We start from the raw sequence: 22,198 nt of genomic DNA, 5'->3' as shown, positions 1-22,198 counted from the left end.
TTTAACATTATGAAATTACTTTTAACTAAATACAATAAAAAATAAGTATTGAAAAAAAGCAGCTATCATTACAATAACTGCTTTTCATATTTTAAAAATCTAAAATCATTAAGACCCACACATTTCACAATCCTCAGGATCTGCTGCTTGTGCTTTTAAAAGCATTGCTTTATAATCCTCAACACTGATTGCTTCCGTTTCTGCAACTAAAGATGGAGCCGTTTCTTCTTTTTTATCGTTGTTTAATGTGAATTTAATCGCATCTACAGCCGCTTTTGTTCTTAAGTAATACATTCCTGTTTTTAAACCTGACTGCCAAGCGTAGAAGTGCATTGACGTCAATTTAGAATAGTTTGCATCCTGCATGAACAAGTTCAAAGATTGAGACTGGTCAATAAAATATCCTCTTTGGCGTGACATATCGATAATATCTTTCATCGACATTTCCCAAACTGTTTTATAAAGATCTTTTAAGTCTTGCGGAATTCTATCAATGTTTTGAACAGATCCGTTATGACGCATAATTTCTTGTTTCAAATCTTCGTTCCACAAACCAAGTTTTACCAAATCTTCTAGTAAATGTTTGTTAACCACGATGAACTCTCCAGACAATACACGACGTGTGTAAATGTTTGATGTGTAAGGTTCAAAAGCTTCGTTGTTTCCTAGAATTTGTGAAGTTGATGCAGTTGGCATTGGCGCCACTAACAATGAGTTACGAACTCCGTGTTCAACCACTTCTTTTCTTAATGAAGCCCAGTCCCAACGGCCTGATAATTCTTCATCTTTCATTCCCCACATATTGTATTGGAATTCTCCTTGTGACATTGGAGAACCTTCAAAAGTTGAATATGGTCCTTCTTCTTTTGCCATTTCCATAGAAGCAGTTACAGCAGCGAAGTATAAAGTTTCGAAAATCTCTTGGTTTAATTTTTTAGCTTCATCACTTGTAAACGGCATACGTAACATAATGAAAGCATCTGCTAACCCTTGAACACCTAGACCAACAGGGCGGTGACGCATGTTAGAGTTTTCAGCTTCTTGAACTGGGTAATAGTTTCTGTCGATTACTTTGTTCAAGTTACGAGTTACACGTTTTGTAACATTGTAAAGTGCTTGGTGATCAAATTGTCCATTTTCGATGAACATTGGTAATGAGATAGAAGCTAAGTTACAAACTGCGATTTCGTCTTTAGATGTAAACTCCATAATCTCTGTACACAAGTTAGAAGAACGGATAGTTCCTAAATTCTTGTGGTTCGATTTACGGTTTGCTGCATCTTTGTACAACATATAAGGTGTTCCAGTCTCGATTTGAGATTCTAGGATTTTCTCCCATAACTCACGAGCACGGATTGTTTTTCTTCCTTTTCCTCTAAATTCGTAGTCGGTATATAATGCTTCGAATTCATCTCCGTAAACATCATACAATCCTGGACATTCGTTAGGACACATTAAAGTCCAAGTTGAATCTTCTTGAACACGTTTCATGAATAAATCTGAAGTCCACATCGCGAAGAATAAATCTCTTGCACGCATTTCTTCTTTTCCTGTATTTTTCTTCAAATCCAAGAAATCGAAAATATCAGCATGCCAAGTTTCGATATAAATCGCAAAACTTCCTTTACGTTTTCCACCACCTTGATCTACATAACGAGCAGTATCGTTGAAAACTCTCAACATCGGAACAATTCCGTTTGAAGTTCCGTTTGTACCGCGAATGTAAGATCCGGTTGCACGAACGTTATGAATAGACAAACCAATTCCTCCCGCAGATTGTGAGATTTTTGCTGTTTGTTTTAATGTATCGTAAATACCATCAATACTATCATCCTGCATTGCCAAAAGGAAACAAGAAGACATTTGAGGTTTTGGAGTTCCTGCATTAAACAACGTTGGCGTTGCATGCGTAAAGAACTTTTTCGACATTAAATCGTACGTTTCAATAACCGATTTTAAATCGTCTAAGTGAATACCAACAGAAACACGCATTAACATGTGCTGCGGACGCTCCACGATTTTTCCGTTTATTTTTAGCAAATAAGAACGCTCTAAAGTTTTAAAACCAAAGTAATCGTAATTAAAATCTCTTGTGTAAATGATATGAGAATCTAAAAAAGCAGCATTTTCTTGAATTACTTTGTACACATCGTCAGCAATTAATGGAGCGTCTTGTCCATTTCTTGGATTCACATAGTTGTACATATCTTTCATCGTTTCAGAGAAAGATTTTTTAGTATTTGAATGTAGATTAGAAATAGCTATACGAGCTGCCAATTGAGCATAATCTGGATGCGCAATTGTCATAGAAGCTGCCGTTTCTGCTGCAAGATTATCCAACTCAGAAGTCGAAACCCCATCATACAATCCTTCGATAACTCTCATCGCTACCTTAACTGGATCTACAAGCTCATTTAAGCCGTAACACAATTTTTTGATTCTTTCTGTAATCTTATCAAACATTACGGGCTCTCTGTGGCCATCTCTTTTTACTACATACATAAGCTTACCTTTTTAGTTATTGAAAAAATGAAAGTACCTAGAGAACGAGCTCCAGTACTTAAACATTGCGTGTTTTTAAATTAATTTTGGAGAATTACCAAATTCTCAATAGTTACTCATTTCAAATTCGAATTTCGAATTTAAATGCGTCAAAAATTGCTATTGAATCTGCGACTTGGGGAAAGAGATTCAACCTTTAAAATATTCCTGTAATCTTTTTTTTAGCATCTCTAGAAGGATAGACGCTAAAAGTATTTTTTGTTGTCTAAAAATCTGCATCGAATGAAATTTTTTGAGCATCACTGTCATTGTTCATAACACCTGACTTTTGATACTCTGCAACACGTTTTTCAAAGAAATTAGTTTTTCCTTGAAGAGAAATCATGTCCATGAAATCAAATGGATTCGCTGATCCGTAAACACGCTCGCATCCTAATTCAACCAAAAGTCTATCGGCAACAAACTCTAAATACTGTGTCATTAAACCAGCATTCATACCAATTAAACTTACCGGAAGAGATTCTGTAACAAACTGTCTTTCGATATCTAAGGCATCGACAATAATTTCTTTAATTCTTTCTTTTGGCACTTTGTTTACTAAGTGATGATTGTGCAGGTGAACTGCAAAATCACAATGTACGCCTTCGTCACGAGAAATCAACTCATTAGAGAAAGTTAAACCTGGCATTAAACCACGTTTTTTCAACCAATAAATAGAACAGAAGGCTCCTGAGAAAAAGATTCCTTCAACAGCAGCAAAAGCAATAAGTCTTTCTGCAAATGAATCTGACTCGATCCATTTTAAAGCCCATTCTGCTTTTTTACCAATTGCTGGGAATACTTCCAAAGCATTAAATAATTCTGCTTTTTCTGCTTCGTCTTTCACATAAGTGTCAATCAATAAAGAATACGTTTCACTATGAATGTTTTCCATCATAATTTGGAAACCATAGAAAAACTTCGCTTCAGCATATTGAACTTCGTTTACAAAGTTCTCAGCCAAATTTTCGTTTACGATTCCATCAGAAGCAGCAAAGAATGCTAAGATATGTTTAATGAAATATCTTTCGTCGTCATTCAATTTGTTATTCCAGTCTGTCAAATCTTGGTGCAAATCGATTTCTTCTGCAGTCCAAAAACTTGCTTCCATCTTTTTATACCACTCCCAAATATCATGATGTTTAATCGGAAAAATAACGAAACGATTTTTATTTTCTTGTAATATTGGTTCGATTTGTGACATGACAGATTCTGTTAATTTTTTTATTGAATTTTTACACATTCAGTGCACTACAAAGATTGTCAATTAACGGCAAAAATAAAAGCCAAACTTATTCACAATCGGACGTAGTTTTTAACAAAGCCTAAAATTTGAAAAACTTTTCAGACAATAATTAATTTACTGCAAATGAATGATTTAAAAGCTATTTTATACTTCAAAAGCCCCGTAAAATATAGACTTTTTAGAATAAAAAGCAAGAAATTTTAAATAGTTTTAAAAAGTTTTTTTTGAGTCAAAACTTTATTTTTTTGAGTCAAAAGATGTAGTCAAAAAGACTATAATTTCGACAGTAGATTTTTACGAATTTTTAAGTTCTTCGGCTACTTTTTCAAGCTCTAAATACCAATCTTCACCAAAGCGTCTTATCAGTGCTTCTTTAACAAATTTGTAAACTGGAACTTCCAATGCTGCACCTAATGAACAAGCATCATCGCAAATATCCCATTTATCATAATTTACAGCCGCAAATTCCGTGAAGTCTTTCACACGAATTGGATATAAATGACAAGAAACTGGTTTTTTCCAATCAACGAGTCCTTGATTATAAGCTTGCTCGATTCCGCAAAGAGCCGTTTTTCCGTCAAAAATTACGTAAGCACAATCTTTATTATCGATAAGCGGAGTTTCGAGATCTCCATCGGTTCCTTTTACCCAGGTACCCTGAGCTTCGATTGCTTCGATTCCTTCTTTTCTCAAAAAAGGCTTTACTTTTGGATAAATTTCTTCTAAGATTTTAGTTTCAGCCTCATTTAAAGGCGCGCCCGCATCTCCATCAACACAACAAGCTCCTTTACAAGCAGACAAGTTGCACACAAATTCTTTTTCCAGAATGTCTTCTGAAATAATAGTTTTACCTAACTGAAACATGATATAAAATACTGTTATTTATAAAGTGCAAAGATAGTCAAAGAAAGCACATAAAAAATGTACCGCAAAGATTCGCAAAGGTTTCTCGCAAAGATTCACAAAGATTTTCTTTCTTTATATACTATTTGAAATATTACTTCGTGAATCTTTGCGGAAAATCTTTGCGATACTCTGTGGCAAAAATCACAATTGTTACAAATATCACTTTTTTAACCTGTAAAACATGTTTTTATAACAAAAATACATAGTAACGAAAAAACACCTAACTTTATTAACTACTTTTGCAGCAGTTTTTTAAACCCTAAAAATCAAAGCGATATGTTAGAAATCGATTTTAAAGAAATCATTACCGTTAGTATGGTGCTTTTTGCCGTAATTGATATTGTTGGTTCAATTCCGATTATTGTGAATTTAAGAGCTAAAGTCGGACACATCGAATCTGAAAAAGCTTCTATTGTTGCAGGAGCTATTATGATTGTTTTTCTTTTTGTTGGAGAAGGTTTACTAAACTTAATTGGCATTGACGTTCACTCATTTGCCGTTGCAGGATCTTTCGTTTTATTCTTTTTGGCGCTAGAAATGATTTTAGGAATCAGAATCTACCGTGACGAAGAACCAGGATCTGCCTCTATCGTTCCTTTGGCTTTCCCGCTAATTGCTGGAGCAGGAACAATGACAACTTTATTATCGCTTCGATCTCAATTTCATACCATTAATATCATCATCGCGATTGTTCTAAATATTATCTTAGTTTACATCGTTTTGAAATCTTCTAAAAAAATCGAAAATCTATTGGGAGAAAACGGACTTGGAGTAGTTCGCAAGACATTTGGAGTAATACTTTTGGCGATTGCTGTTAAATTATTCGCTGCTAATGTTAAAGGTTTGTTTGTCTAAATTTTATTTTTATAAATTTACCCCGTAAAATTTCTAAAATACAACTTTAAGACATTTTCCCCATTAAAGTTCTACTTTATTATTTTAGGCAAAAACAAAACAACCTTATGAAAATTTTCACTTCAATCTTAGTGCTTTTGGCACTAGCTTTAATTGTTTTTAATATTACGCTATTAGACTTTCAGAACCCTTTTCAAGGAGATAGTATGGTAGCTTTTATTGGAATCGCCGCTTCATTTTGCGCTGTTTTGATTCTTTTGATTTTTAGAATTTCAAAAAGAATTGAAGAAAAAATGAATGACAACAGATAATATGTTTGATGTTTTAATTATCGGAGGAGGAGTATCTGGAATGTCATGTGCTCTTGTCTTAGGGTCCGCAAAAAACAAAACTTTTGTTACTGATAAAAAAATCGGAATTTTTACCCACCAGAAAAATTCTTCTTTACAAGAAGCAATATTTTATAACGCTTACGGAATTACACCAGGAAAATTAGGTTCTGAACTTTTAACTGAAAGCACACAGGATCTAGCTACAACTTACCCACACATTACTCAGATTCCAAATGAAAAAGTAATGAAAATTGAGGGCAGTTATCCTGAATTTACTGTTGTAACCAACAAGAATTCATACCAAACAAAAAATATCGTAGTCGGAATTGGTTCTGCCAATACTTTCGACATTGAAGGTTTAATGCAATACATTGAACCACATAAAAAAGCACTACCAGAAAAACAGCGTATTCAGCTTAAAAATGAAGACCATAAAGTTGCTGACGGCATTTATGTAATCGGAACTTTAGCGGGCTGGAGAAGTCAATTGGCAATTGCTGCCGGAAGCGGCGCTGCAGTAGCAACAGATATTCTTACTTTATGGAATAATGGCGTGCAAACTCACGCACACGATAGTATTCGATAAAATTATTAAACCATATAAGTGATATAAGTTCATATTATATCTTGCGTATAGACTAAACGAACTTATATCACTTATATGGTTAATTTTTTTCTAGTTTTATTTAACCGAAACGATTTGGGTTACTTTAATATGGTTTTCGTCTTCGCTTTTCCATTTTTCTCCTTTTACAGACACAACATCTCCAATTTTTAATTGTTTGTAGTTTTGCGGACCGCCAACGTTTACGATACTAATTGTTGCAAAATAAACTTCTTTGGCGTCTGTAGTAATTTTCGCTGTGTACCCGTCTTTTCCTGCCTCAATAGAATCTACTTTTCCAGAAACTGCAGTATTGGGATCGTTTTTCATTGTTTTACATGAGATTACAAAAGTCATTAAAATCACTAATAAACTTATTCTTTTTAGATTTTTCATATAATTTAATTTTACCGCAAATTAAGCTCTTATTTATACTCAGATTGCCTAATTATGTTTTAAGTTAATATTTCTCCAGCTTCAAACTTTATGCCAGCTGAACGCAACTTCCTGCAATAACTTTTAGATTTTTCCCTATTTTCTTCCAAACTCTTATGTATTTGAAAACGCCATTGATCGGAGTGTTATCGTAAGTTCCATTTAAAGCGACTGTAACAGTAACTACCGCCGAATCGCCAATTATATTAACGATTTGATCAGAACCCTCCAAAGAATCAATTTTAATCTTCCCAGAACGGTATGTCTGCAAATCAAAATCTTTAGTGATGGTTTGTCCGTCTGGCATATTGAATAATAAATCATCATGAAGGATGGTATCCAAAGCCAAAACATCCGATTTTTTAATGGCAGTTAGAAGTTCGATTTCTGCATTAACAACGGTTTCTATTTTCATGATATAAAGATTGAAGTTATTTCTTCGGAGTCAGAATTGTTTTTATCATGGCGTCTTCTTTTAAGATTACATCATAATAGTACAATTCTCCATAAAGCTGTCGGGCAAATTCAGCCGTAATATAACGATTGACAAGTGCTTTTGTTTTATCCATTTTTAAATCCAGACCCGTCATCAAGATATAATTCTTGAATTTTTTGAAATATAGGTCTGAGCTTTTCATTTTAGCTAAAAATTCAGCAAAACTATCCCCTGCAAAAGCATTTCTATTTTTATCTAATTCTTCAAAAACAAAATGCCCCACAATTCCTGTTTGTAGCAAATAAGCAACATTTTCATTCCCATGCTCTGCTTCTAAGGGCACAAAAACATCTGGAACAATTCCGCCACCACCGTAAACTATTTTACCCTTTGGAGTTTTGAATTTTAAAGAATCTGCCACTTTTATGCTGTCTTTTGCATAAAATTCTCCAGTAGCAATTCTAGATTCAGATTCTTTAAAATATTCTTCGTTTCCTTTTTTATATGGTTTCTGAATTGATCTTCCTGTTGGCGTATAATAACGCGCTACGGTCAATCTCACGGCTGATCCGTCATTAAAATCCATTTCCCTTTGAACTAACCCTTTTCCGAAAGAACGGCGACCAACGATAGTACCGCGATCATTATCTTGAATAGAACCTGCTAAAATTTCGCTCGCAGAAGCACTATTCTCATTAATTAGAACATAAACCTTTCCAGTTTCAAAACTTCCTGCTTTTGTAGCGTATGTTTTCTCTGTAGAGCCATTTTTGCTTTTTGTGAAAACGATCAGCTGTTTATCTTTTAAAAATTCATCGGCAATAGCAATTGCTTCTTCCATATAACCACCGCCATTATCACGAAGATCAATTACAAGCGACTGGATTCCTTTTTGTTTTAATCTCGTTAAACCTGTTTTGAATTCGTTAAAAGTAGTTTCCGCAAAACGGTTAATTTTGATATAACCAACATTATTTCCTAACAGTAAAGAAGCATCAACGCTTTTAATTGGAATAATATCGCGTTTAACTTTAAATTTAAGTTTCTTTTGTTCAGATTTCCTAAAAACTGTCAATTCTATTTCTGAACCCTGAAGACCTTTTAGTTTAGAAAACAAACTATCCGAAGGCAGTTTTCTACCGTATAATTTTGTTTTTCCAGCAAATAAAATACGATCGCCAGATTTTATTCCCGCTTTTGCTGAAGGCCCGTTTTCAACTGGTTTTATAATCGCAACCGAATCTTTATACATATAAAAATTGATTCCGATTCCGACAAAATCTCCTTTCATGCTTTCGGCAACCTCAGCTTGTTCGCTTGGCGGAATATAAACCGAATGCGGATCTAATTTAGAAAGAATATTATCGACCGTAAGATTTACAATCGAATCGGTATTGACGCTATCAACATATTCTGTATTAATAAAATCAATAAGTTTGTTAAGTTTCGTTTTTGAGTAATTTTTAGCCAAAAGCTGGTCGCTTGCGGGAGCATTCATGACGCTTCCGGCAATTGTTCCAAGAGCAAAAGTAGCTCCTATTACTATGGGTAAATATTTTGAGTTAAATTTCATTACTCTTCTAAAACAGGAATATGCTCTACTTCTATGCCTGCTTTTATTAAAAATTGAATTCCAGAATCATCACGATATCCATCTTTATACACCACTCTTTTTATTCCAGATTGATGTATTAATTTGCTGCATTCTTTGCAAGGCGAAAGCGTAATATACAATGTTGCGCCTTCGCAAGACTGCGTTGATCTGGCTACTTTCAGGATTGCATTTGCTTCGGCGTGTAAAACATCCCAGCGTGTTAATCCGTCTTCGTCTTCACAACAATTTTCAAATCCAGACGGCGTTCCGTTGTAGCCATCAGAAATGATCATTCTGTCTTTTACGATAATTGCACCAACTTGTTTACGTTTACAGTAAGAAAGCAGGCTCCACTCTTTTGCAATTCGCAGATATGCTTTATCGTATTTATTCAGCTTTTTTACTTCCATTTAATTTATCTGTTCCAAATTGGACTTTCAATAATCATCGGAATTACAACTCCAATAATGAAAGCCGACATTACAAGCGCCCAGTCGCGTTTTGAAAAACGAAAAACCGTCTGCACTATATATGAAATTACCAGAACAACAAAAACCACTACTAATTGAGCAGCTTCTATCCCTAAGGCAAACTCTCCCAAAGGTAACAATTTTGAGGTTGCAGAACCGCCTAAAATTGTTTTGAAATAATTAGAAAAACCTAGTCCGTGAATAATTCCAAAGAATAAAGTTATGAAAAATACCAAATTTACGCCATCATTTTTTGAGGTCTTTCCGGCCGTAAACAAATGATAAAGAGCGGTTACGAGAATTGTAATCGGAATCAAGAATTCTACAACATCTACTTTTATGGCAATGATACCGTAAACAGAAAGCACTAGAGCCAAAGTATGACCAATTGTAAAAATAGAAACCAGAAGAAAAATCTTTTTCCAGTCTTTAAAAAGATACGGAACGGTTAAGGCGATTAAAAAAAGAACGTGATCGTAAGCATTGATATCTAAAACGTGTTTTAATCCTATTTGAAAATAAATCCAAAATTGTGACATAGGTATATTGTAATTAAATAATTAGGGGTTGTAAACTTACGATTAATTTTCAAAATTAAAGATTCAAGTTTCCAATTCCTGCAATAAAAATAAGTTAAATTTTATGAGAAATTTAAAATCGTTAATGTAAAATAAAATTTATATTTGTGATATAAAAACTTAATAATTATGTCATTTTCAGAATTATTTGATAGCGAATTCAAGCAAAGAAACAAAGGACACTTTTCTGCTATCGTACGTGTAGCATTAGCAGATGGAGTTGTATATCCAGAGGAAAAAGCCTTTTTGGACAAACTTGCTTCTCGTTTAGAAATTACAGAATCGGAATACGAAGAAATTCTTAGCGATCCATTAAAATATCCTATCAATCCACCTTATTCATATGTTCAACGTTTAGAGCGTTTATATGATTTAACAAGAATGGTTCATGTTGATCATCATCTTGAAGATAAACAAGAAGTATTATTGAAAAAAATAAGTGTTGCGCTAGGATTCACACCAAGCAACGTAGATTACATTATTGCAAAAGCATTGTCATTGGTTGACAAAAAAGTGGATGCAGATACTTTTATCTATGAAATGCAGCACATGCATAAATAAAATTCAGTGTTCAGTTTTTATGCTGAAACTTGACTGATAATGAAAATTAAAAAACAAAAACCCGACAGGTTTTAAAAAACCTGTCGGGTTTGCTATTTATAGTCCAGACTGAAAACTGCGACTGTGACTGAAAACTAAAAACTGATCACTCACTCAGCCGCCATAAATTCCTCTGCTTTTTCTACCATATTATAGCTTCCGCAGAAAAAAGGAACTCTTTGGTGCAGTTCAGTTGGCTGGATTTCTAGAATTCTTCCAAAACCATCTGTTGCTTTTCCTCCTGCCTGTTCTGCTAAAAACGCCATCGGATTACATTCGTACAATAAACGTAATTTTCCTTTTGGAGCTTTTGAACTTGTTGGATAAATATAAACTCCACCTTTAATCATATTTCGGTGAAAATCGGCTACCAAACTTCCGATGTATCTTGAAGTGTACGGCCTGTCTTCTTCTTCACGCTGGCAATATTTAATGTAATTTTTTACACCCTGCGGAAAATGAACATAATTCCCCTCGTTTACCGAATAAATATTTCCATTTTCTGGAAATTTCATGTTTGGGTGCGAAAGGTAAAATGTACCTATCGCAGGATTTAGTGTAAAACCATTCACCCCATGTCCAGTCGTATAAACCAGCATTGTAGAAGTTCCATAAATTACATAGCCTGCTGCAACTTGATTGATTCCCGGCTGTAAAAAGTCCTCGCTAGTTACCGGAGTTCCTATTGGAGTAATTCTTCTGAAAACAGAAAAAATAGTTCCGACAGAAACATTCACATCAATGTTTGAAGATCCGTCAAGCGGATCCATTAAGATCACGTACTTATTATTATGACAGTTGTCGCTCCCCTGAACTGTAATAAAATCGTCGTTTTCTTCAGAAGCAATACCACAGACAATCTCACGGTTTATTAACGTCTGGATAAATACTTCGTTTGCATAGACATCTAATTTTTGCTGGTCTTCTCCTTGAACATTCTGCTCGCCTGCGGCGCCAATAATGTCTACTAAACCTGCTTGATTAACTTTATGATTGACAACCTTTGCTGCCAAACGTATCGAGTTAATAATTCGGGAAAGTTCTCCCGACGAATACTGAAATGCTTTTTGGTGCTCAATAATAAACTCTCCCAGTGTTTTATTGCGTTCTTCCATTGCTAAATCGTTATAGTTTTATTTTTAAGTCACAAATATCGTCTATTTTGTGAGAATGAATTAAAAATTATTTTGTTAGTTTGTTACTATTGTATATTTGCTAATAATCTGCAAAAAGCGACCAATAAAATGAAGCTTTTTTAGATATTAAATAGTTAAAAATAGGAATATATGAATATTAGAAAAGGAAATCCTGAAGACATGAAATCGGTGTTAGAGCTTATTCAGGAGCTGGCTATATTCGAAAAAGAGCCTGATGCGGTTGTCATTACTGAGGAAGATTTAATACGTGATGGTTTTGGTGAAAAGCCATTATTTCACGTTTTTGTAGCAGAAATCGAAAACGAAGAAAAACAGAAAGAAATTGTTGGAATTGCATTGTATTATTATCGCTATTCTACCTGGAAAGGAAAGACAATTCATCTTGAAGATTTGATTGTAAAAGAAAAGATGCGTGGGACAGGTTTAGGTTCTGCTCTTTATGCTGAAATCATGAAGCAAGGAAAAAAAGATAATGTTAGAAGAGTGGAGTGGAATGTTTTGGCATGGAACACACCAGCTGTTAATTTTTACAAGAATTCTGGTGCCAGAATTCTAGAAGATTGGCAAGTGGTTCAAATGGATGAAGCAGGAGTTAATTCGTTCTTAGAAAAATTATAAAAAAATAGTTTGCCACAGATTATAAGGATTAAAATGATTTTAAAGTCTTTGGCAATTCGCCACGAATTCACGAATTTTTATTCGTAAAGATTAGAAAAAATAATTCGTGAATTCGTGGCGGAAAAAAAATCTAAAAATCTATTAATTAAAAAATGAGAGTATTTAAATTTGGAGGAGCATCGGTAAAAGATGCAGATGGAATTAAAAACGTATACGACGTTTTACAAAAAGTAGGTTACGAAGACGTAATTCTTGTAGTTTCGGCTATGGGAAAAACAACAAATGCTCTTGAAGTAGTAATCAAGAATTACTTTGAAAAATCGACAGAATTGAATTCTTCTGTTCAGGAAATCAAAAAATACCACAATCAGATCTTATTGGATTTGTTTGAAGATGAAAATCATGCCGTTTTTGCAGCTGTAAATGCACAATTTGCTGAACTAGAATATTTCTTAGCACATAATAAATCTCCAAATTACAACTTTGTTTACGATCAGGTTGTTAGTTTTGGTGAGTTGATTTCGACTAATATTTTAAGTCATTTTATGAATTTCATGGGAATTCAGACGCAATGGCTTGACGTTCGCAATTTCATCAAAACCAATGCAAACTACAGAGATGCAGAGGTTGATTGGGAAACAACGCAACAAAACATCAGCAAAAATGTACCGAGAAAACAATTAAATATTACGCAAGGATTCTTAGGTGCCGACGAAAATAACTTCACTACAACTCTTGGCCGTGAAGGTTCTGATTATACTGCCGGAATTTTTGCTTACTGCCTAAATGCCGAAAGTGTAACGATTTGGAAAGACGTTCCTGGAGTTATGAATGCCGATCCGCGTTATTTTGAAAATGCAAGTTTGTTAAACCAGATTTCATATCGTGAAGCTATCGAATTGGCATTTTACGGAGCTACGGTTATTCACCCAAAAACATTACAGCCGTTACAGAAGAAAGAAATTCCATTATACGTAAAATCGTTTATCAATCCGCTATTAAAAGGAACTTGTGTTTCTAAAGGAGTTGACTTGGAACCGCAATATCCATGTTTTATCGTAAAAAGAGAGCAGCTTTTAATATCGCTTTCATCAATTGATTTCTCTTTCATTATGGAGGAAAACATCAGTGAGATTTTCGGTTTATTCCACGAATTCAAAATCAAAGTAAACTTAATTCAGAACTCTGCCATTAGTTTCTCTGTTTGTGTGGAAGATAAATTTGGAAATTTCAACGATTTGAATGCTATTCTTTCGAAAAAATTCAAAGTTGACTTTAATGAAAATGTAACATTGTATACGATTCGTCACTTTAATGAAGATGCCGCACATACTGTTGAGGCCAACAAAGAAGTTTTATTAAAACAAGTTAGCCGCGAAACCATGCAGATTGTGACTAAGGAACTAAATTAATTTTCTAAGCGTTAATTATTCAATTCATTATAAAAGGTTTCATCTTAATTGATGAAACCTTTTTTATTCTCTATTTCTTCTTAAATCTTTAATTGTTTTTTTTAATTCTTTTATGCGTGCTTCATATTGCTCAATTATTTTTTCTGATAACTGATTTACAATTTCTATCGAATCTGATTCTTTCTCTTCATTTAAAAATTCCTCTTCATTTTTACTTAATAGATTTTCGGGTTTAATTTCAAAAAGATTACAGATTTTATTAAAATGAGTTGCCCAAGAAGTACTTACTCCTCTTTCCATTCTAGCATAAGCTGATTGCGAAATGTTTAGATAATCTGCTATTTCTTCTTGTGACATATTTTTTGCCTGACGAAGTTTTTTAAGCTTATTTCCTATAATTATATTCATATTTAACATTTTTACAAATATAAATATAAGAATTATTTTACAATTATTTGAATTTAGATTTTAAAAAACCGATTTTAGACTAAGAGTTTTTTCCTGACCAATTTACATTTGTCATTATAACAATTAATCAATATCAAACTCTAAATTTTAAAAAGATGAAAAAATTAGAATTAAATCAAATGGAAAACTTGTCAGGCGGAGCCCCTTATACCAACAAAGTTGATCAAGAAGCAGCGGACCCCCAAAACGGCGGAGGTTTTCTAACCAACTGTGCTGGCGCATCTGTAGGTCTAGCATTCGGATTTGCAGGTTTAATTATGGGTGCGACTTCAGTAGTAGGAGCTGGATTTGGCGCTGCAGCATTCATTTACACTTCAGCCCAGTGGGGGGCAGCTTGTCGTTAATATTACAGGAACTAAAAGAAAAAGAGATTAAAGTAATGCAAAATTTTATTTCTCTACTGAGAATAAAAATCTACAAACTCACTCTATCATGAAAGTTAAAAAAAACATATTACTCATTGTGCTTGTCTTTTCCTTATTCTTTTTAGGCATCAACTTAAGTTGGTTATTTCAAAAAGAGAATTTCGACAATATTACTTTTTTTGACTTTAAATATGCTATCGGACCTTTTTTATCATCCGTAGCACTTTTTATAGCTTACGTTACAGCCATTAAAAAGGAAAATAAAAATAACCGCTCTAACAATTAATCTATCTACTTATTACTAAAAGCATTATTCTTATAGAATAATGCTTTTTAAATATCAGAAAACATTAACAAAATGAATAATACTTTTTCAAAGTATCTATTACTCTCTATAGCTTTTATCATAATAGCTGAAATTTCAGAAAAGGTAATTAATATGAAGAGCTTACTACGTCATTACCTAGCCAATAGCTTAAGCTCAGATCAATTAAACACTTATCTTGAATTTCAAGATAAATGGCACTGGTGGACTTATTTTTACATTCCTGCTAGTATTTTAATTAAAACCTTAATAGTTGCTGCCATACTCTATATTGGTATATACTTTTCTAACAAAGAGATAAAATATAAAACTTACATGATATTGTGATAAAAGCAGAATTTATTTTTTTGCTAATCCCAATAATTAAGACTCTATGGTTCTACCTAGGCCAAACCAATTATGCATTAGAAGATATTCAAAATTTTTATCCTCTATCAGCTTTAAATATTACAGGTTATAAAGGATTAGAGCCTTGGTTTATTTATCCATTTCAGGCACTTAACTTATTTGAACTTACTTATATAATATTTCTAGGATTTGAAATTGGAAAATTAACTAATACAAACGCAGATTATGGTTTAAAAATAGTAGCCTTAAGTTATGTTCCAGCGCTCATTTTATGGGTAGCAACAATAATGTTTTTCACTCTTACTTACAGTTAATATGTCAAAATTTAAAAAAACACTTTTCGTGTTATGCTGTCTAATGATTATATGGTATGCAATCAATTATTTCTTTTATAAGGCTGATTTAATTCAAACCGTTCTGGGAATTATTCCTATGATTTTATTAATTATAACAACCCAATTAAAAGAAAACAAAGAGAAATGAAAAACGCACTCAAAAATATACTTGTTTTATTATTTGCGAGTACTTTTCTTTTTCTAAGTTATCGAATAATCTCTAGAATAAATTATATAGAAGAAGTTCAGAAAAATATAGAAACGATTCCTAAATTCAATTATCAAAATATAAAAGGAGGAGTTTTTACGAATCAAAACTTAGAGAGAGAATCTTCTACTATTTTTATATATTTTAATACGGAATGCGAATTTTGCAATGAAGAAGCTAGACTGATACAAGACAATATAAATAGATTTAATAAAAGCCAATTAGTCTTTGTATCGTTTGAAGAACCAGAATTAATTAAAAAATTTGCTCAAAAACATCAATTGACGACTTATGATAACGTTTATTTTTTATGTGATAACAAAGTTACTTTCGCTACTACTTTTGATGTGAATTCATTGCCTTGTTTAGTTCTTTACGACAAGAACCAAAACCTAATTGAAAAAGTAAAAGGGCAAATTAAGGTTGAGAGTTTAATCAAAAAAATGAATGCAAAATAAAGTTGTAATGAATTTAAAACACATACAAAAAACACATACTTTACAATTAGACCAATCAGATTGTGGTGTAGCTTGTCTATTATCAATGATAAAATTATACAACGGAAATAATTCTATCGAAAAACTTAGGGAGATAACCGGCACAAACAAACTAGGCACAACAATGTTGGGTTTGTATCAGGCAGCAGGTCAGCTTGGGTTTAATTCAGAAGGTTTTGAAGCGGATATTAAAGCTCTTATTAATTACAAACAACCTGTTATTTTACATGTTCTAATCGAAAATCAATTACAGCATTATATTGTTTGTTATAAATATAATGATGACAAAAGTTTCCTGATTGGCGATCCTGCAAAAGGCATTTATACTTTATCCGTACAGGATTTAGAAAAAATATGGGCTTCGAAAACATGTTTAACTCTCGAACCAAACGAACACTTTGTAACAGAAAAACTAGAAAAAAATGCACAGCGGAAGTGGTTTCTGGAAATCTTAAAAGAGGATTATAAACTTATTTGGATTTCTATTTTACTTGGTGTTTTTATTGCCGGTTTAGGAATGTCGATGGCATTATTTTCTCAAAAACTGATCGATGATATTTTACCTTCGCATAATATTAATAAACTAATCTCCGGAATCTCTTTATTAGCCTTATTACTTCTTGCAAGAATTGGACTGAGTATTTTAAGACAATACTTTTTATTACAACAGTCTAAAGATTTTAATAACCGAATAAATAATTCCTTTTTCTCTTCATTGCTGCATCTTCCAAAATCTTTTTTTGACACAAGAAAAACAGGAGAACTTATTGCGAGATTAAATGATGCTCAACGTGTGCAAAGCGTAATTAGAATGCTTACAAGCACTTTAGTAATTGATATATTAGTCGCAATTATATCGTTAGTTTTCTTATTAGTTTATTCTTGGAAACTAGGCTTAATTTCTTTACTAAGTTTACCGATTTATTTTTTTATAATTTACAGTAATAATAAAAAAATAATCAAATCACAAACAGAAATTATGCAAAGTAATGCAGTTAACGAAAGCAACTACATTAATAGCATTCAGGGAATTTCGACTATAAAAAATGACAATAAACAAGATATTTTCACGAAATTAAACGAACATATATTTTCAAATTTTCAAGAAAAAGTATTTAATCTGGGAAAAGTCAATATCACATTATCCTGGCAATCCAGTTTAGCAAGTGTCGCCTTTTCTATAGGAATCTTAATCTACACTTCAATTTTGGTTTTTAACAAGCAGATTAAAATTGGCGAATTAATGGCGATTTTAGGAATATCTGGATCTTTATTGCCTTCAATTGCTAATCTCGCATTAATTTCAATTCCAATAAACGAAGCTAAAATTGCTTTTAGTAGAATGTATGAATTTGCATCTATTGAAAAAGAAAATGAAGAAGGTTTGGAGATTTCCGAAATAAATAAAATATCCATTCAAAATCTCTCTTTTAGATTTGCTGGTCGAAGTGTTTTATTTCACGATATCAATATAGAAATTGAAAAAGGAAAAATTACAGCATTAGTTGGAGAAAGCGGTGGCGGAAAAAGTACAATTGGGCAAATAATACAACGCTTTTATCAATTCGAAAATGGAAATATTATAGTAAACAACAAGCTTAAACTTCAAGAAATTGGACTCAAAAGTTACAGAAATTTATTATCCGTAATTCCTCAGGAAATAACAATTTTCAACGGAAATGTACTTGACAATATTTTATTAGGTGTTGAGGATTTACCAGAAAACTTAATGAAATTTATTCAAGAATACGGCTTTGAATCTTTTTTTAATAAATTACCTCAAGGATTAGCAACCATTGTTGGTGAAGAAGGGATAAATCTCAGCGGCGGACAAAAGCAAATTATTGCATTAGCAAGAGCTTTGTATAAAAAACCTCAATTTTTGATTATGGATGAAGCGACATCAGCAATGGATCGTAACACCGAAAACTTCACCATTAAATTACTTCAAAAAATAAAAGAAGATTGTGCTGTATTTTTCATTTCACATCGTTTAAATAAGTTAAGAAATATTGCTGATACTATTTATATTTTAGAAAATAATACAATTTTTAAATCTGGTAATCATGAAGAGTTAATGCAAAGTGATAATTTTTACAGTGAATATGTGAGAGAAAATTAGTAATTTTAATTTATGACTAACCACGAAACTTCCGAAGAAACAAAAAACAATTGGCACAATGATCCGAGTAATTGGGTTTGGGAATTTTCTATTTTAATCCAAAAGACGAAAGACTGTTTCCTCCAAAAAGAATCAAACAAATGGGATGGACGATTAATTTTGCCAACCCGCATTCTGTTTTTTTTGCAGTAATAATAATACTTGTTTTACTTATATTATCACAATACATCAGGTAATTTACCTCGCCCTATTATTCTCCGTCTGCTCAATTTCAGCCTTTTTATAAGTTGCCTTTTCTGAATTCCCGAAATTATATGTGGCTATTAATTTAAAGTAATTTGTGGTGTAAGTTCGATGGTAGTAAATCTCGGTTTGACCGACTTCGTAATCGCCTGAAACCATAAAATCGTGAAAGATGTCGTTTGCTGTAAAATTCAATTTTAGCGCATCTTTAAAAAAGTTTCTTTCAACACCTAATGTCACCGTCGAACGGCTATTATCTGTTCGTAATCCATAACTTTTATTACCTAAATACCAAGCCAATAATTGAATCTTGAAAACATTTGGAATCGTAAATGTATTATTCGAATAAAGATAGAGTTGCGGTGTGATTGGACCTAATTCGTATTCATAAAAATTATCAATAGCTTTAGTCAAATTCATACTTACAGTATTTGTCGAATTCCACCATTTGGCTGTAAAGGATTTTGAGAGTGAAGTAAAAAAAGTATGTTCTTTTTCTAAATTCAACGATCTTAAAATATAACTATTTGGCGTGTCACCTCTCAAAGCCGCACCAGAAATAGGATCTGTTTTATAGGTATATCCTATTTTAAAATCAAATTTTTTATACATCGCACCAATTTCAAAAGCATGAATTTTTTCTGGCAGCAAATTAGGATTTCCTTCTATGGTCGTAAACGGATCCTGATAAATAACATACGGATTTAGTGCCTGATATCGAGGTCTTGTAATTCTGGAAACATAAGAGAAATGTCCTTTCCAATCTTCTGAAAGATTAAAGTTTAAAAGTGCATTGGGGAAAAAATTGCCGTACGATTTATCAAATTTCTGAATTCCATTGGCATTTGTAAATAAATCATAACTTGTTTTTTCGCCTCTTACGCCAAGCGAAAAATGAATCTTTTCGTTCAATGTCCCGATATAATTAAAGTACGCAGCAGCAATTTTTTCGTTGTATTCAAAATCGCTTGAAAGTTCGTCATCCAGCTCAAAATTAATCTCATCATCAGAAATCAAGAAATCTGTTCCAGAATTTATTGTCGCGTGGCTAAACTTCGCTCCTATTTCGAGTTTTGTTTTTTCATTTATTTTCTTAGAATAATCGGCTTGAACTGCAATTATATTAATCCGGCTACCCACATTATTCTTTAAAAATCGTTCGGAATCTGTTTCCTCAATCAGACTATTTTCGTCAATAAAATCTCTTATAGTTTGATTGTAATTTGAAAATTGTGATCCTATAAATAATGTCGAACCTTTAGCCGTTGTCCAGTTATAATTCAAATTAACAAACTGATTTAGCAAGACATCATTTCGGTCAACGTCTGTGGCATAAAAACTATTTCCAAAATTATTGGTTATCGAATTTCTGCTTTCTGTAATTCCGCCCAAATCATTTACATTTCCACTGTAAGCCAATGAAATATAATTGCTTGGAGAAAAACTATACTGAAGTCCGAATCCGAAATTAGAATAATTGTTAAATCTTCTTTTCCAATCGGTTGTCAATTCAGATTTCATAAAATCATCAGGATCTGGGCGTGTTCTTGTGGTGTACAACAACTCGCGATTTCTTCCTAACTGCAAACCGTAATTGGTTACAAACGAGAACTTTCCTTTAGAATAATTAAAATCAACAAGCGTATTATAAATGGTTCCACCAAATTTAGAAACGGTTATATGCTGATTGACAGTTCCCATTACACCGCTTTCTATATTTTTTTTGGTTATAATATTGATAACCGCTTTTCCTTCGGCATCATATCTTGCAGAAGGATTAGAAATAACTTCTATCTTTTGAATTTGCGAAACAGGAATTGCAGCAAAACGTTCATAATTAATCAAAACTCCGTTGAGATAAATTATAGCTTCTCCTTTTCCGACAACGCTAATTTCTCCATCTGCAACTACAACATTGGGCACTCTTCCTAACAATTCATTTACCGAACTGCTTGTTGCCAGAACAGTTCCGTTTACATTGACATCAATATTACCGTTGGCTCCGTATTTTAATAATGAAACTTGGCTCTTTATAACCACTTCATTTAGCTCATTGTGCTCTTTCTCTTTGTCTTTAATAATTACAGTATCTTGAGCAGACTTTAATGTTTTTTTTCCAAGGATTACATCATCGCTATAATAACTTTTGTCTTTAACATTTTTGAAGCGTTGCGCTTTTATTTCTATTGATGAAAAAATCAGAAGAAAAACATTAAGGGTAACCAATTTTAGAAATCTCATAAATTTTGACATTAGCAGTTTGACTTTTATTTGAAACAAAAGTCATCTGAAAATCAATAAATGAGATTGCAAAAAGCGAAATCAGGAGTACGAATTTATAAATCGATACCCAATTAGGATTGTAAAGCCTGAAGCTGATAATTAAGCGGGGTCGTTCCAGTGTGTTTTTTGAATGCTGCGAAAAAGGTTGATTTGGAATTAAATCCGACATCGTAACCCACAGATTCTAATGTCAATTTATCGGAAGAAGTGATAATTTTACACGCTTCGTTAATTCGAAATTCGTTTACATAACTGGTAAAATTCTTTCCTAGATTATTATTCAGAAACTGTGATAATTGATGGCTTGAGATATTAATTTCCTGAGATAAATCTTGAAGCGTTAAGTTCGGATTTTTATACAAACTTTTTTCAAACATGGCGTTCTCCAATTTATCTGACCACATTCTTGCATCTGCTGATTCTATTTTTTTATTCGAAATCTTTCCATTCAATAAAAACAAATCGTCTGTTTTTTTTCGGTACAAAAGAATAGAAATTCCCAAGTATAAAATAAACGAAAAAACAACCGCGCCACTTATATAGGTAGCTCCTGACGCTCCCATGATGGATAGAAAATAAAATAGAAACAAGAGAAAATTACCTAAAAACAACATTCCAAACCACATTTCGGCTGGAGTTGTTTTTTCTTTTCGACTCAGGATTTTTTTCAAAACTCCACGAAGTTCAAAACCAGCAGAAACGATATAAACAAACCATTGAAAATAAATGATTCTTATTAAATAACCTCCCCAAAGTTTTGGATATGCTTCGTACGGATATAAAATACCTACAGCAACAATTAAAGTTGCCCAAAATGCCAAAATAAATTTCCATGATTTGGGCATTATCTGCACTTCTTCAACTGCCGATTTGATGAAATAATACAAAAATGGTCCGATAAAAAAACAAGCCGTAAGTCCAAACTGAAGATACATTTTTGGAAGTTCGGGATGAAAATAAACAAACACAGATTTTCCGATACGAATACTCAGAGCAAACAAAAGCGCCCCCAGAAAATAATTCGTCAGGTATTTTTTCTTAGTAAAAAAGAAGAAATACACGCCCAGAATAATTCCGTTGAAAACTCCTAAAGCACTAAAAAAGAATAAAAGTTCTTTGCCAGTATCCATAATTTAAATTTGTCATATCACTAACAAAGCTAAAAAGATTATTTCTAAATGAAAATCAATTAACTTTATAATAGCCAACTAATACAAAAA

At 32.7% G+C, this 22,198-nt stretch carries 24 protein-coding genes; 12 read left to right on the top strand and 12 right to left on the bottom strand.

Going from position 1 to position 22,198, the window contains the following annotated elements; genetic code table 11:
- Positions 1-108: 108 nt before the first annotated feature.
- From AC3Y25_RS11995 to AC3Y25_RS11985, 3 genes are all read right to left on the bottom strand, one after another.
- Complete coding sequence (locus AC3Y25_RS11995; protein ID WP_489902898.1) at positions 109-2,502, bottom strand: ribonucleoside-diphosphate reductase subunit alpha; 2,394 nt, start codon at positions 2,500-2,502, stop codon at positions 109-111.
- A 265-nt stretch (positions 2,503-2,767) separates the two neighbouring features.
- Entirely contained in the window at positions 2,768-3,745 is a 978-nt protein-coding gene (locus tag AC3Y25_RS11990) for a ribonucleotide-diphosphate reductase subunit beta (protein ID WP_248728436.1), read from the bottom strand.
- Between the two features lie 336 nt (positions 3,746-4,081).
- On the bottom strand, positions 4,082-4,651 hold the full coding sequence (locus AC3Y25_RS11985) for a DUF3109 family protein (protein WP_379801291.1): 570 nt from the start codon (positions 4,649-4,651) through the stop codon (positions 4,082-4,084).
- A gap of 318 nt (positions 4,652-4,969) precedes the next feature.
- On the opposite strand from AC3Y25_RS11985, the gene AC3Y25_RS11980 reads away from it, so the two are divergent.
- The 3 genes from AC3Y25_RS11980 (at position 4,970) to AC3Y25_RS11970 (ending at position 6,466) form a co-directional block, all read left to right on the top strand.
- Positions 4,970-5,548 (top strand): MarC family protein, encoded by a 579-nt coding sequence (locus tag AC3Y25_RS11980; protein ID WP_008465051.1) that lies wholly within the window; start codon positions 4,970-4,972, stop codon positions 5,546-5,548.
- 107 nt (positions 5,549-5,655) lie between these two features.
- Positions 5,656-5,859, top strand: coding sequence for a hypothetical protein (locus AC3Y25_RS11975; RefSeq protein WP_095928256.1), 204 nt, complete (start codon positions 5,656-5,658; stop codon positions 5,857-5,859).
- 1 nt (position 5,860) lies between these two features.
- Positions 5,861-6,466 (top strand): FAD-dependent oxidoreductase, encoded by a 606-nt coding sequence (locus tag AC3Y25_RS11970; RefSeq protein ID WP_095928505.1) that lies wholly within the window; start codon positions 5,861-5,863, stop codon positions 6,464-6,466.
- 96 nt (positions 6,467-6,562) lie between these two features.
- On the opposite strand, the gene AC3Y25_RS11965 is transcribed toward AC3Y25_RS11970, so the two are convergent.
- From AC3Y25_RS11965 to AC3Y25_RS11945, 5 genes are all read right to left on the bottom strand, one after another.
- Entirely contained in the window at positions 6,563-6,880 is a 318-nt protein-coding gene (locus tag AC3Y25_RS11965) for a hypothetical protein (protein WP_095928257.1), read from the bottom strand.
- Positions 6,881-6,968: 88 nt separating this feature from the next.
- Positions 6,969-7,334: a nuclear transport factor 2 family protein gene (locus tag AC3Y25_RS11960; RefSeq protein WP_095928258.1), complete on the bottom strand. Its 366-nt coding sequence runs from the start codon at positions 7,332-7,334 to the stop codon at positions 6,969-6,971.
- Positions 7,335-7,350: 16 nt separating this feature from the next.
- On the bottom strand, positions 7,351-8,928 hold the full coding sequence (locus tag AC3Y25_RS11955) for a S41 family peptidase (RefSeq protein WP_489902897.1): 1,578 nt from the start codon (positions 8,926-8,928) through the stop codon (positions 7,351-7,353).
- Entirely contained in the window at positions 8,928-9,359 is a 432-nt protein-coding gene (locus tag AC3Y25_RS11950; protein WP_095928260.1) for a deoxycytidylate deaminase, read from the bottom strand. Before AC3Y25_RS11950 ends, AC3Y25_RS11955 begins: the two co-directional genes overlap by 1 nt.
- Positions 9,360-9,364: 5 nt before the next feature.
- Complete coding sequence (locus AC3Y25_RS11945) at positions 9,365-9,958, bottom strand: HupE/UreJ family protein (protein ID WP_095928261.1); 594 nt, start codon at positions 9,956-9,958, stop codon at positions 9,365-9,367.
- 168 nt (positions 9,959-10,126) lie between these two features.
- On the opposite strand from AC3Y25_RS11945, the gene AC3Y25_RS11940 reads away from it, so the two are divergent.
- Positions 10,127-10,558, top strand: a complete 432-nt coding sequence (locus tag AC3Y25_RS11940; RefSeq protein ID WP_095928262.1) for a TerB family tellurite resistance protein — start codon at positions 10,127-10,129, stop codon at positions 10,556-10,558.
- Between the two features lie 149 nt (positions 10,559-10,707).
- On the opposite strand, the gene fbp is transcribed toward AC3Y25_RS11940, so the two are convergent.
- Positions 10,708-11,712: a class 1 fructose-bisphosphatase gene (gene fbp / locus AC3Y25_RS11935; RefSeq protein ID WP_320494131.1), complete on the bottom strand. Its 1,005-nt coding sequence runs from the start codon at positions 11,710-11,712 to the stop codon at positions 10,708-10,710.
- Positions 11,713-11,883: 171 nt separating this feature from the next.
- Here fbp and AC3Y25_RS11930 point away from each other — a divergent pair, with 171 nt between their 5' ends.
- Complete coding sequence (locus AC3Y25_RS11930; protein WP_250835009.1) at positions 11,884-12,372, top strand: GNAT family N-acetyltransferase; 489 nt, start codon at positions 11,884-11,886, stop codon at positions 12,370-12,372.
- A gap of 152 nt (positions 12,373-12,524) precedes the next feature.
- Positions 12,525-13,784, top strand: a complete 1,260-nt coding sequence (locus AC3Y25_RS11925; protein WP_320494135.1) for an aspartate kinase — start codon at positions 12,525-12,527, stop codon at positions 13,782-13,784.
- A 63-nt stretch (positions 13,785-13,847) separates the two neighbouring features.
- Here AC3Y25_RS11925 and AC3Y25_RS11920 read toward each other — a convergent pair whose 3' ends face one another.
- A complete protein-coding gene (locus AC3Y25_RS11920) occupies positions 13,848-14,192 on the bottom strand; it encodes a helix-turn-helix transcriptional regulator (protein ID WP_320494137.1) in 345 nt (114 codons plus the stop codon).
- 179 nt (positions 14,193-14,371) lie between these two features.
- Between AC3Y25_RS11920 and AC3Y25_RS11915 the strand changes: the two genes are divergently transcribed.
- The 6 genes from AC3Y25_RS11915 to AC3Y25_RS11890 all read left to right on the top strand — a co-directional run bounded on the left by AC3Y25_RS11915 (position 14,372) and on the right by AC3Y25_RS11890 (position 18,688).
- Entirely contained in the window at positions 14,372-14,596 is a 225-nt protein-coding gene (locus tag AC3Y25_RS11915; protein WP_320494138.1) for a hypothetical protein, read from the top strand.
- An 88-nt stretch (positions 14,597-14,684) separates the two neighbouring features.
- Positions 14,685-14,903, top strand: coding sequence for a hypothetical protein (locus tag AC3Y25_RS11910; RefSeq protein WP_320494139.1), 219 nt, complete (start codon positions 14,685-14,687; stop codon positions 14,901-14,903).
- Between the two features lie 362 nt (positions 14,904-15,265).
- Complete coding sequence (locus AC3Y25_RS11905; RefSeq protein ID WP_489902896.1) at positions 15,266-15,604, top strand: hypothetical protein; 339 nt, start codon at positions 15,266-15,268, stop codon at positions 15,602-15,604.
- Positions 15,605-15,769: 165 nt separating this feature from the next.
- Positions 15,770-16,291, top strand: a complete 522-nt coding sequence (locus AC3Y25_RS11900) for a TlpA family protein disulfide reductase (protein WP_489902895.1) — start codon at positions 15,770-15,772, stop codon at positions 16,289-16,291.
- Between the two features lie 7 nt (positions 16,292-16,298).
- Entirely contained in the window at positions 16,299-18,452 is a 2,154-nt protein-coding gene (locus AC3Y25_RS11895; protein ID WP_489902894.1) for a peptidase domain-containing ABC transporter, read from the top strand.
- Positions 18,453-18,523: 71 nt separating this feature from the next.
- Complete coding sequence (locus AC3Y25_RS11890) at positions 18,524-18,688, top strand: DUF5808 domain-containing protein (RefSeq protein ID WP_489902893.1); 165 nt, start codon at positions 18,524-18,526, stop codon at positions 18,686-18,688.
- Between the two features lies 1 nt (position 18,689).
- Here the strand turns inward: AC3Y25_RS11890 and AC3Y25_RS11885 are convergent, their stop codons facing one another.
- Both AC3Y25_RS11885 and AC3Y25_RS11880 read right to left on the bottom strand, forming a co-directional pair.
- Positions 18,690-20,936: a TonB-dependent receptor domain-containing protein gene (locus AC3Y25_RS11885; RefSeq protein ID WP_320494147.1), complete on the bottom strand. Its 2,247-nt coding sequence runs from the start codon at positions 20,934-20,936 to the stop codon at positions 18,690-18,692.
- Positions 20,937-21,049: 113 nt separating this feature from the next.
- On the bottom strand, positions 21,050-22,108 hold the full coding sequence (locus AC3Y25_RS11880) for a helix-turn-helix domain-containing protein (RefSeq protein ID WP_320494148.1): 1,059 nt from the start codon (positions 22,106-22,108) through the stop codon (positions 21,050-21,052).
- Positions 22,109-22,198 lie beyond the last annotated feature (90 nt).

Source organism: Flavobacterium sp. LK-23 (assembly GCF_058135255.1).
Note: the sequence above shows the minus strand (reverse complement) of the source record. Positions and strands in the feature narration are given on the sequence as shown.

Excerpts from the sequence above, each read along its gene's own strand:
- AC3Y25_RS11880 (WP_320494148.1), bottom strand. The coding sequence starts at position 22,108 with ATGGATACTGGCAAAGAACTTTTATTCTTTTTTAGTGCTTTAGGAGTT.
- AC3Y25_RS11985 (WP_379801291.1), bottom strand. The coding sequence starts at position 4,651 with ATGTTTCAGTTAGGTAAAACTATTATTTCAGAAGACATTCTGGAAAAA.
- AC3Y25_RS11990 (WP_248728436.1), bottom strand. The coding sequence starts at position 3,745 with ATGTCACAAATCGAACCAATATTACAAGAAAATAAAAATCGTTTCGTT.
- AC3Y25_RS11885 (WP_320494147.1), bottom strand. The coding sequence starts at position 20,936 with ATGAGATTTCTAAAATTGGTTACCCTTAATGTTTTTCTTCTGATTTTT.
- AC3Y25_RS11960 (WP_095928258.1), bottom strand. The coding sequence starts at position 7,334 with ATGAAAATAGAAACCGTTGTTAATGCAGAAATCGAACTTCTAACTGCC.
- AC3Y25_RS11945 (WP_095928261.1), bottom strand. The coding sequence starts at position 9,958 with ATGTCACAATTTTGGATTTATTTTCAAATAGGATTAAAACACGTTTTA.
- AC3Y25_RS11910 (WP_320494139.1), top strand. The coding sequence starts at position 14,685 with ATGAAAGTTAAAAAAAACATATTACTCATTGTGCTTGTCTTTTCCTTA.
- AC3Y25_RS11980 (WP_008465051.1), top strand. The coding sequence starts at position 4,970 with ATGTTAGAAATCGATTTTAAAGAAATCATTACCGTTAGTATGGTGCTT.
- AC3Y25_RS11915 (WP_320494138.1), top strand. The coding sequence starts at position 14,372 with ATGGAAAACTTGTCAGGCGGAGCCCCTTATACCAACAAAGTTGATCAA.
- AC3Y25_RS11930 (WP_250835009.1), top strand. The coding sequence starts at position 11,884 with ATGAATATTAGAAAAGGAAATCCTGAAGACATGAAATCGGTGTTAGAG.
- AC3Y25_RS11970 (WP_095928505.1), top strand. The coding sequence starts at position 5,861 with ATGTTTGATGTTTTAATTATCGGAGGAGGAGTATCTGGAATGTCATGT.
- AC3Y25_RS11995 (WP_489902898.1), bottom strand. The coding sequence starts at position 2,502 with ATGTATGTAGTAAAAAGAGATGGCCACAGAGAGCCCGTAATGTTTGAT.
- fbp (WP_320494131.1), bottom strand. The coding sequence starts at position 11,712 with ATGGAAGAACGCAATAAAACACTGGGAGAGTTTATTATTGAGCACCAA.
- AC3Y25_RS11920 (WP_320494137.1), bottom strand. The coding sequence starts at position 14,192 with ATGAATATAATTATAGGAAATAAGCTTAAAAAACTTCGTCAGGCAAAA.
- AC3Y25_RS11955 (WP_489902897.1), bottom strand. The coding sequence starts at position 8,928 with ATGAAATTTAACTCAAAATATTTACCCATAGTAATAGGAGCTACTTTT.
- AC3Y25_RS11975 (WP_095928256.1), top strand. The coding sequence starts at position 5,656 with ATGAAAATTTTCACTTCAATCTTAGTGCTTTTGGCACTAGCTTTAATT.
- AC3Y25_RS11965 (WP_095928257.1), bottom strand. The coding sequence starts at position 6,880 with ATGAAAAATCTAAAAAGAATAAGTTTATTAGTGATTTTAATGACTTTT.
- AC3Y25_RS11950 (WP_095928260.1), bottom strand. The coding sequence starts at position 9,359 with ATGGAAGTAAAAAAGCTGAATAAATACGATAAAGCATATCTGCGAATT.
- AC3Y25_RS11895 (WP_489902894.1), top strand. The coding sequence starts at position 16,299 with ATGAATTTAAAACACATACAAAAAACACATACTTTACAATTAGACCAA.
- AC3Y25_RS11900 (WP_489902895.1), top strand. The coding sequence starts at position 15,770 with ATGAAAAACGCACTCAAAAATATACTTGTTTTATTATTTGCGAGTACT.
- AC3Y25_RS11925 (WP_320494135.1), top strand. The coding sequence starts at position 12,525 with ATGAGAGTATTTAAATTTGGAGGAGCATCGGTAAAAGATGCAGATGGA.
- AC3Y25_RS11940 (WP_095928262.1), top strand. The coding sequence starts at position 10,127 with ATGTCATTTTCAGAATTATTTGATAGCGAATTCAAGCAAAGAAACAAA.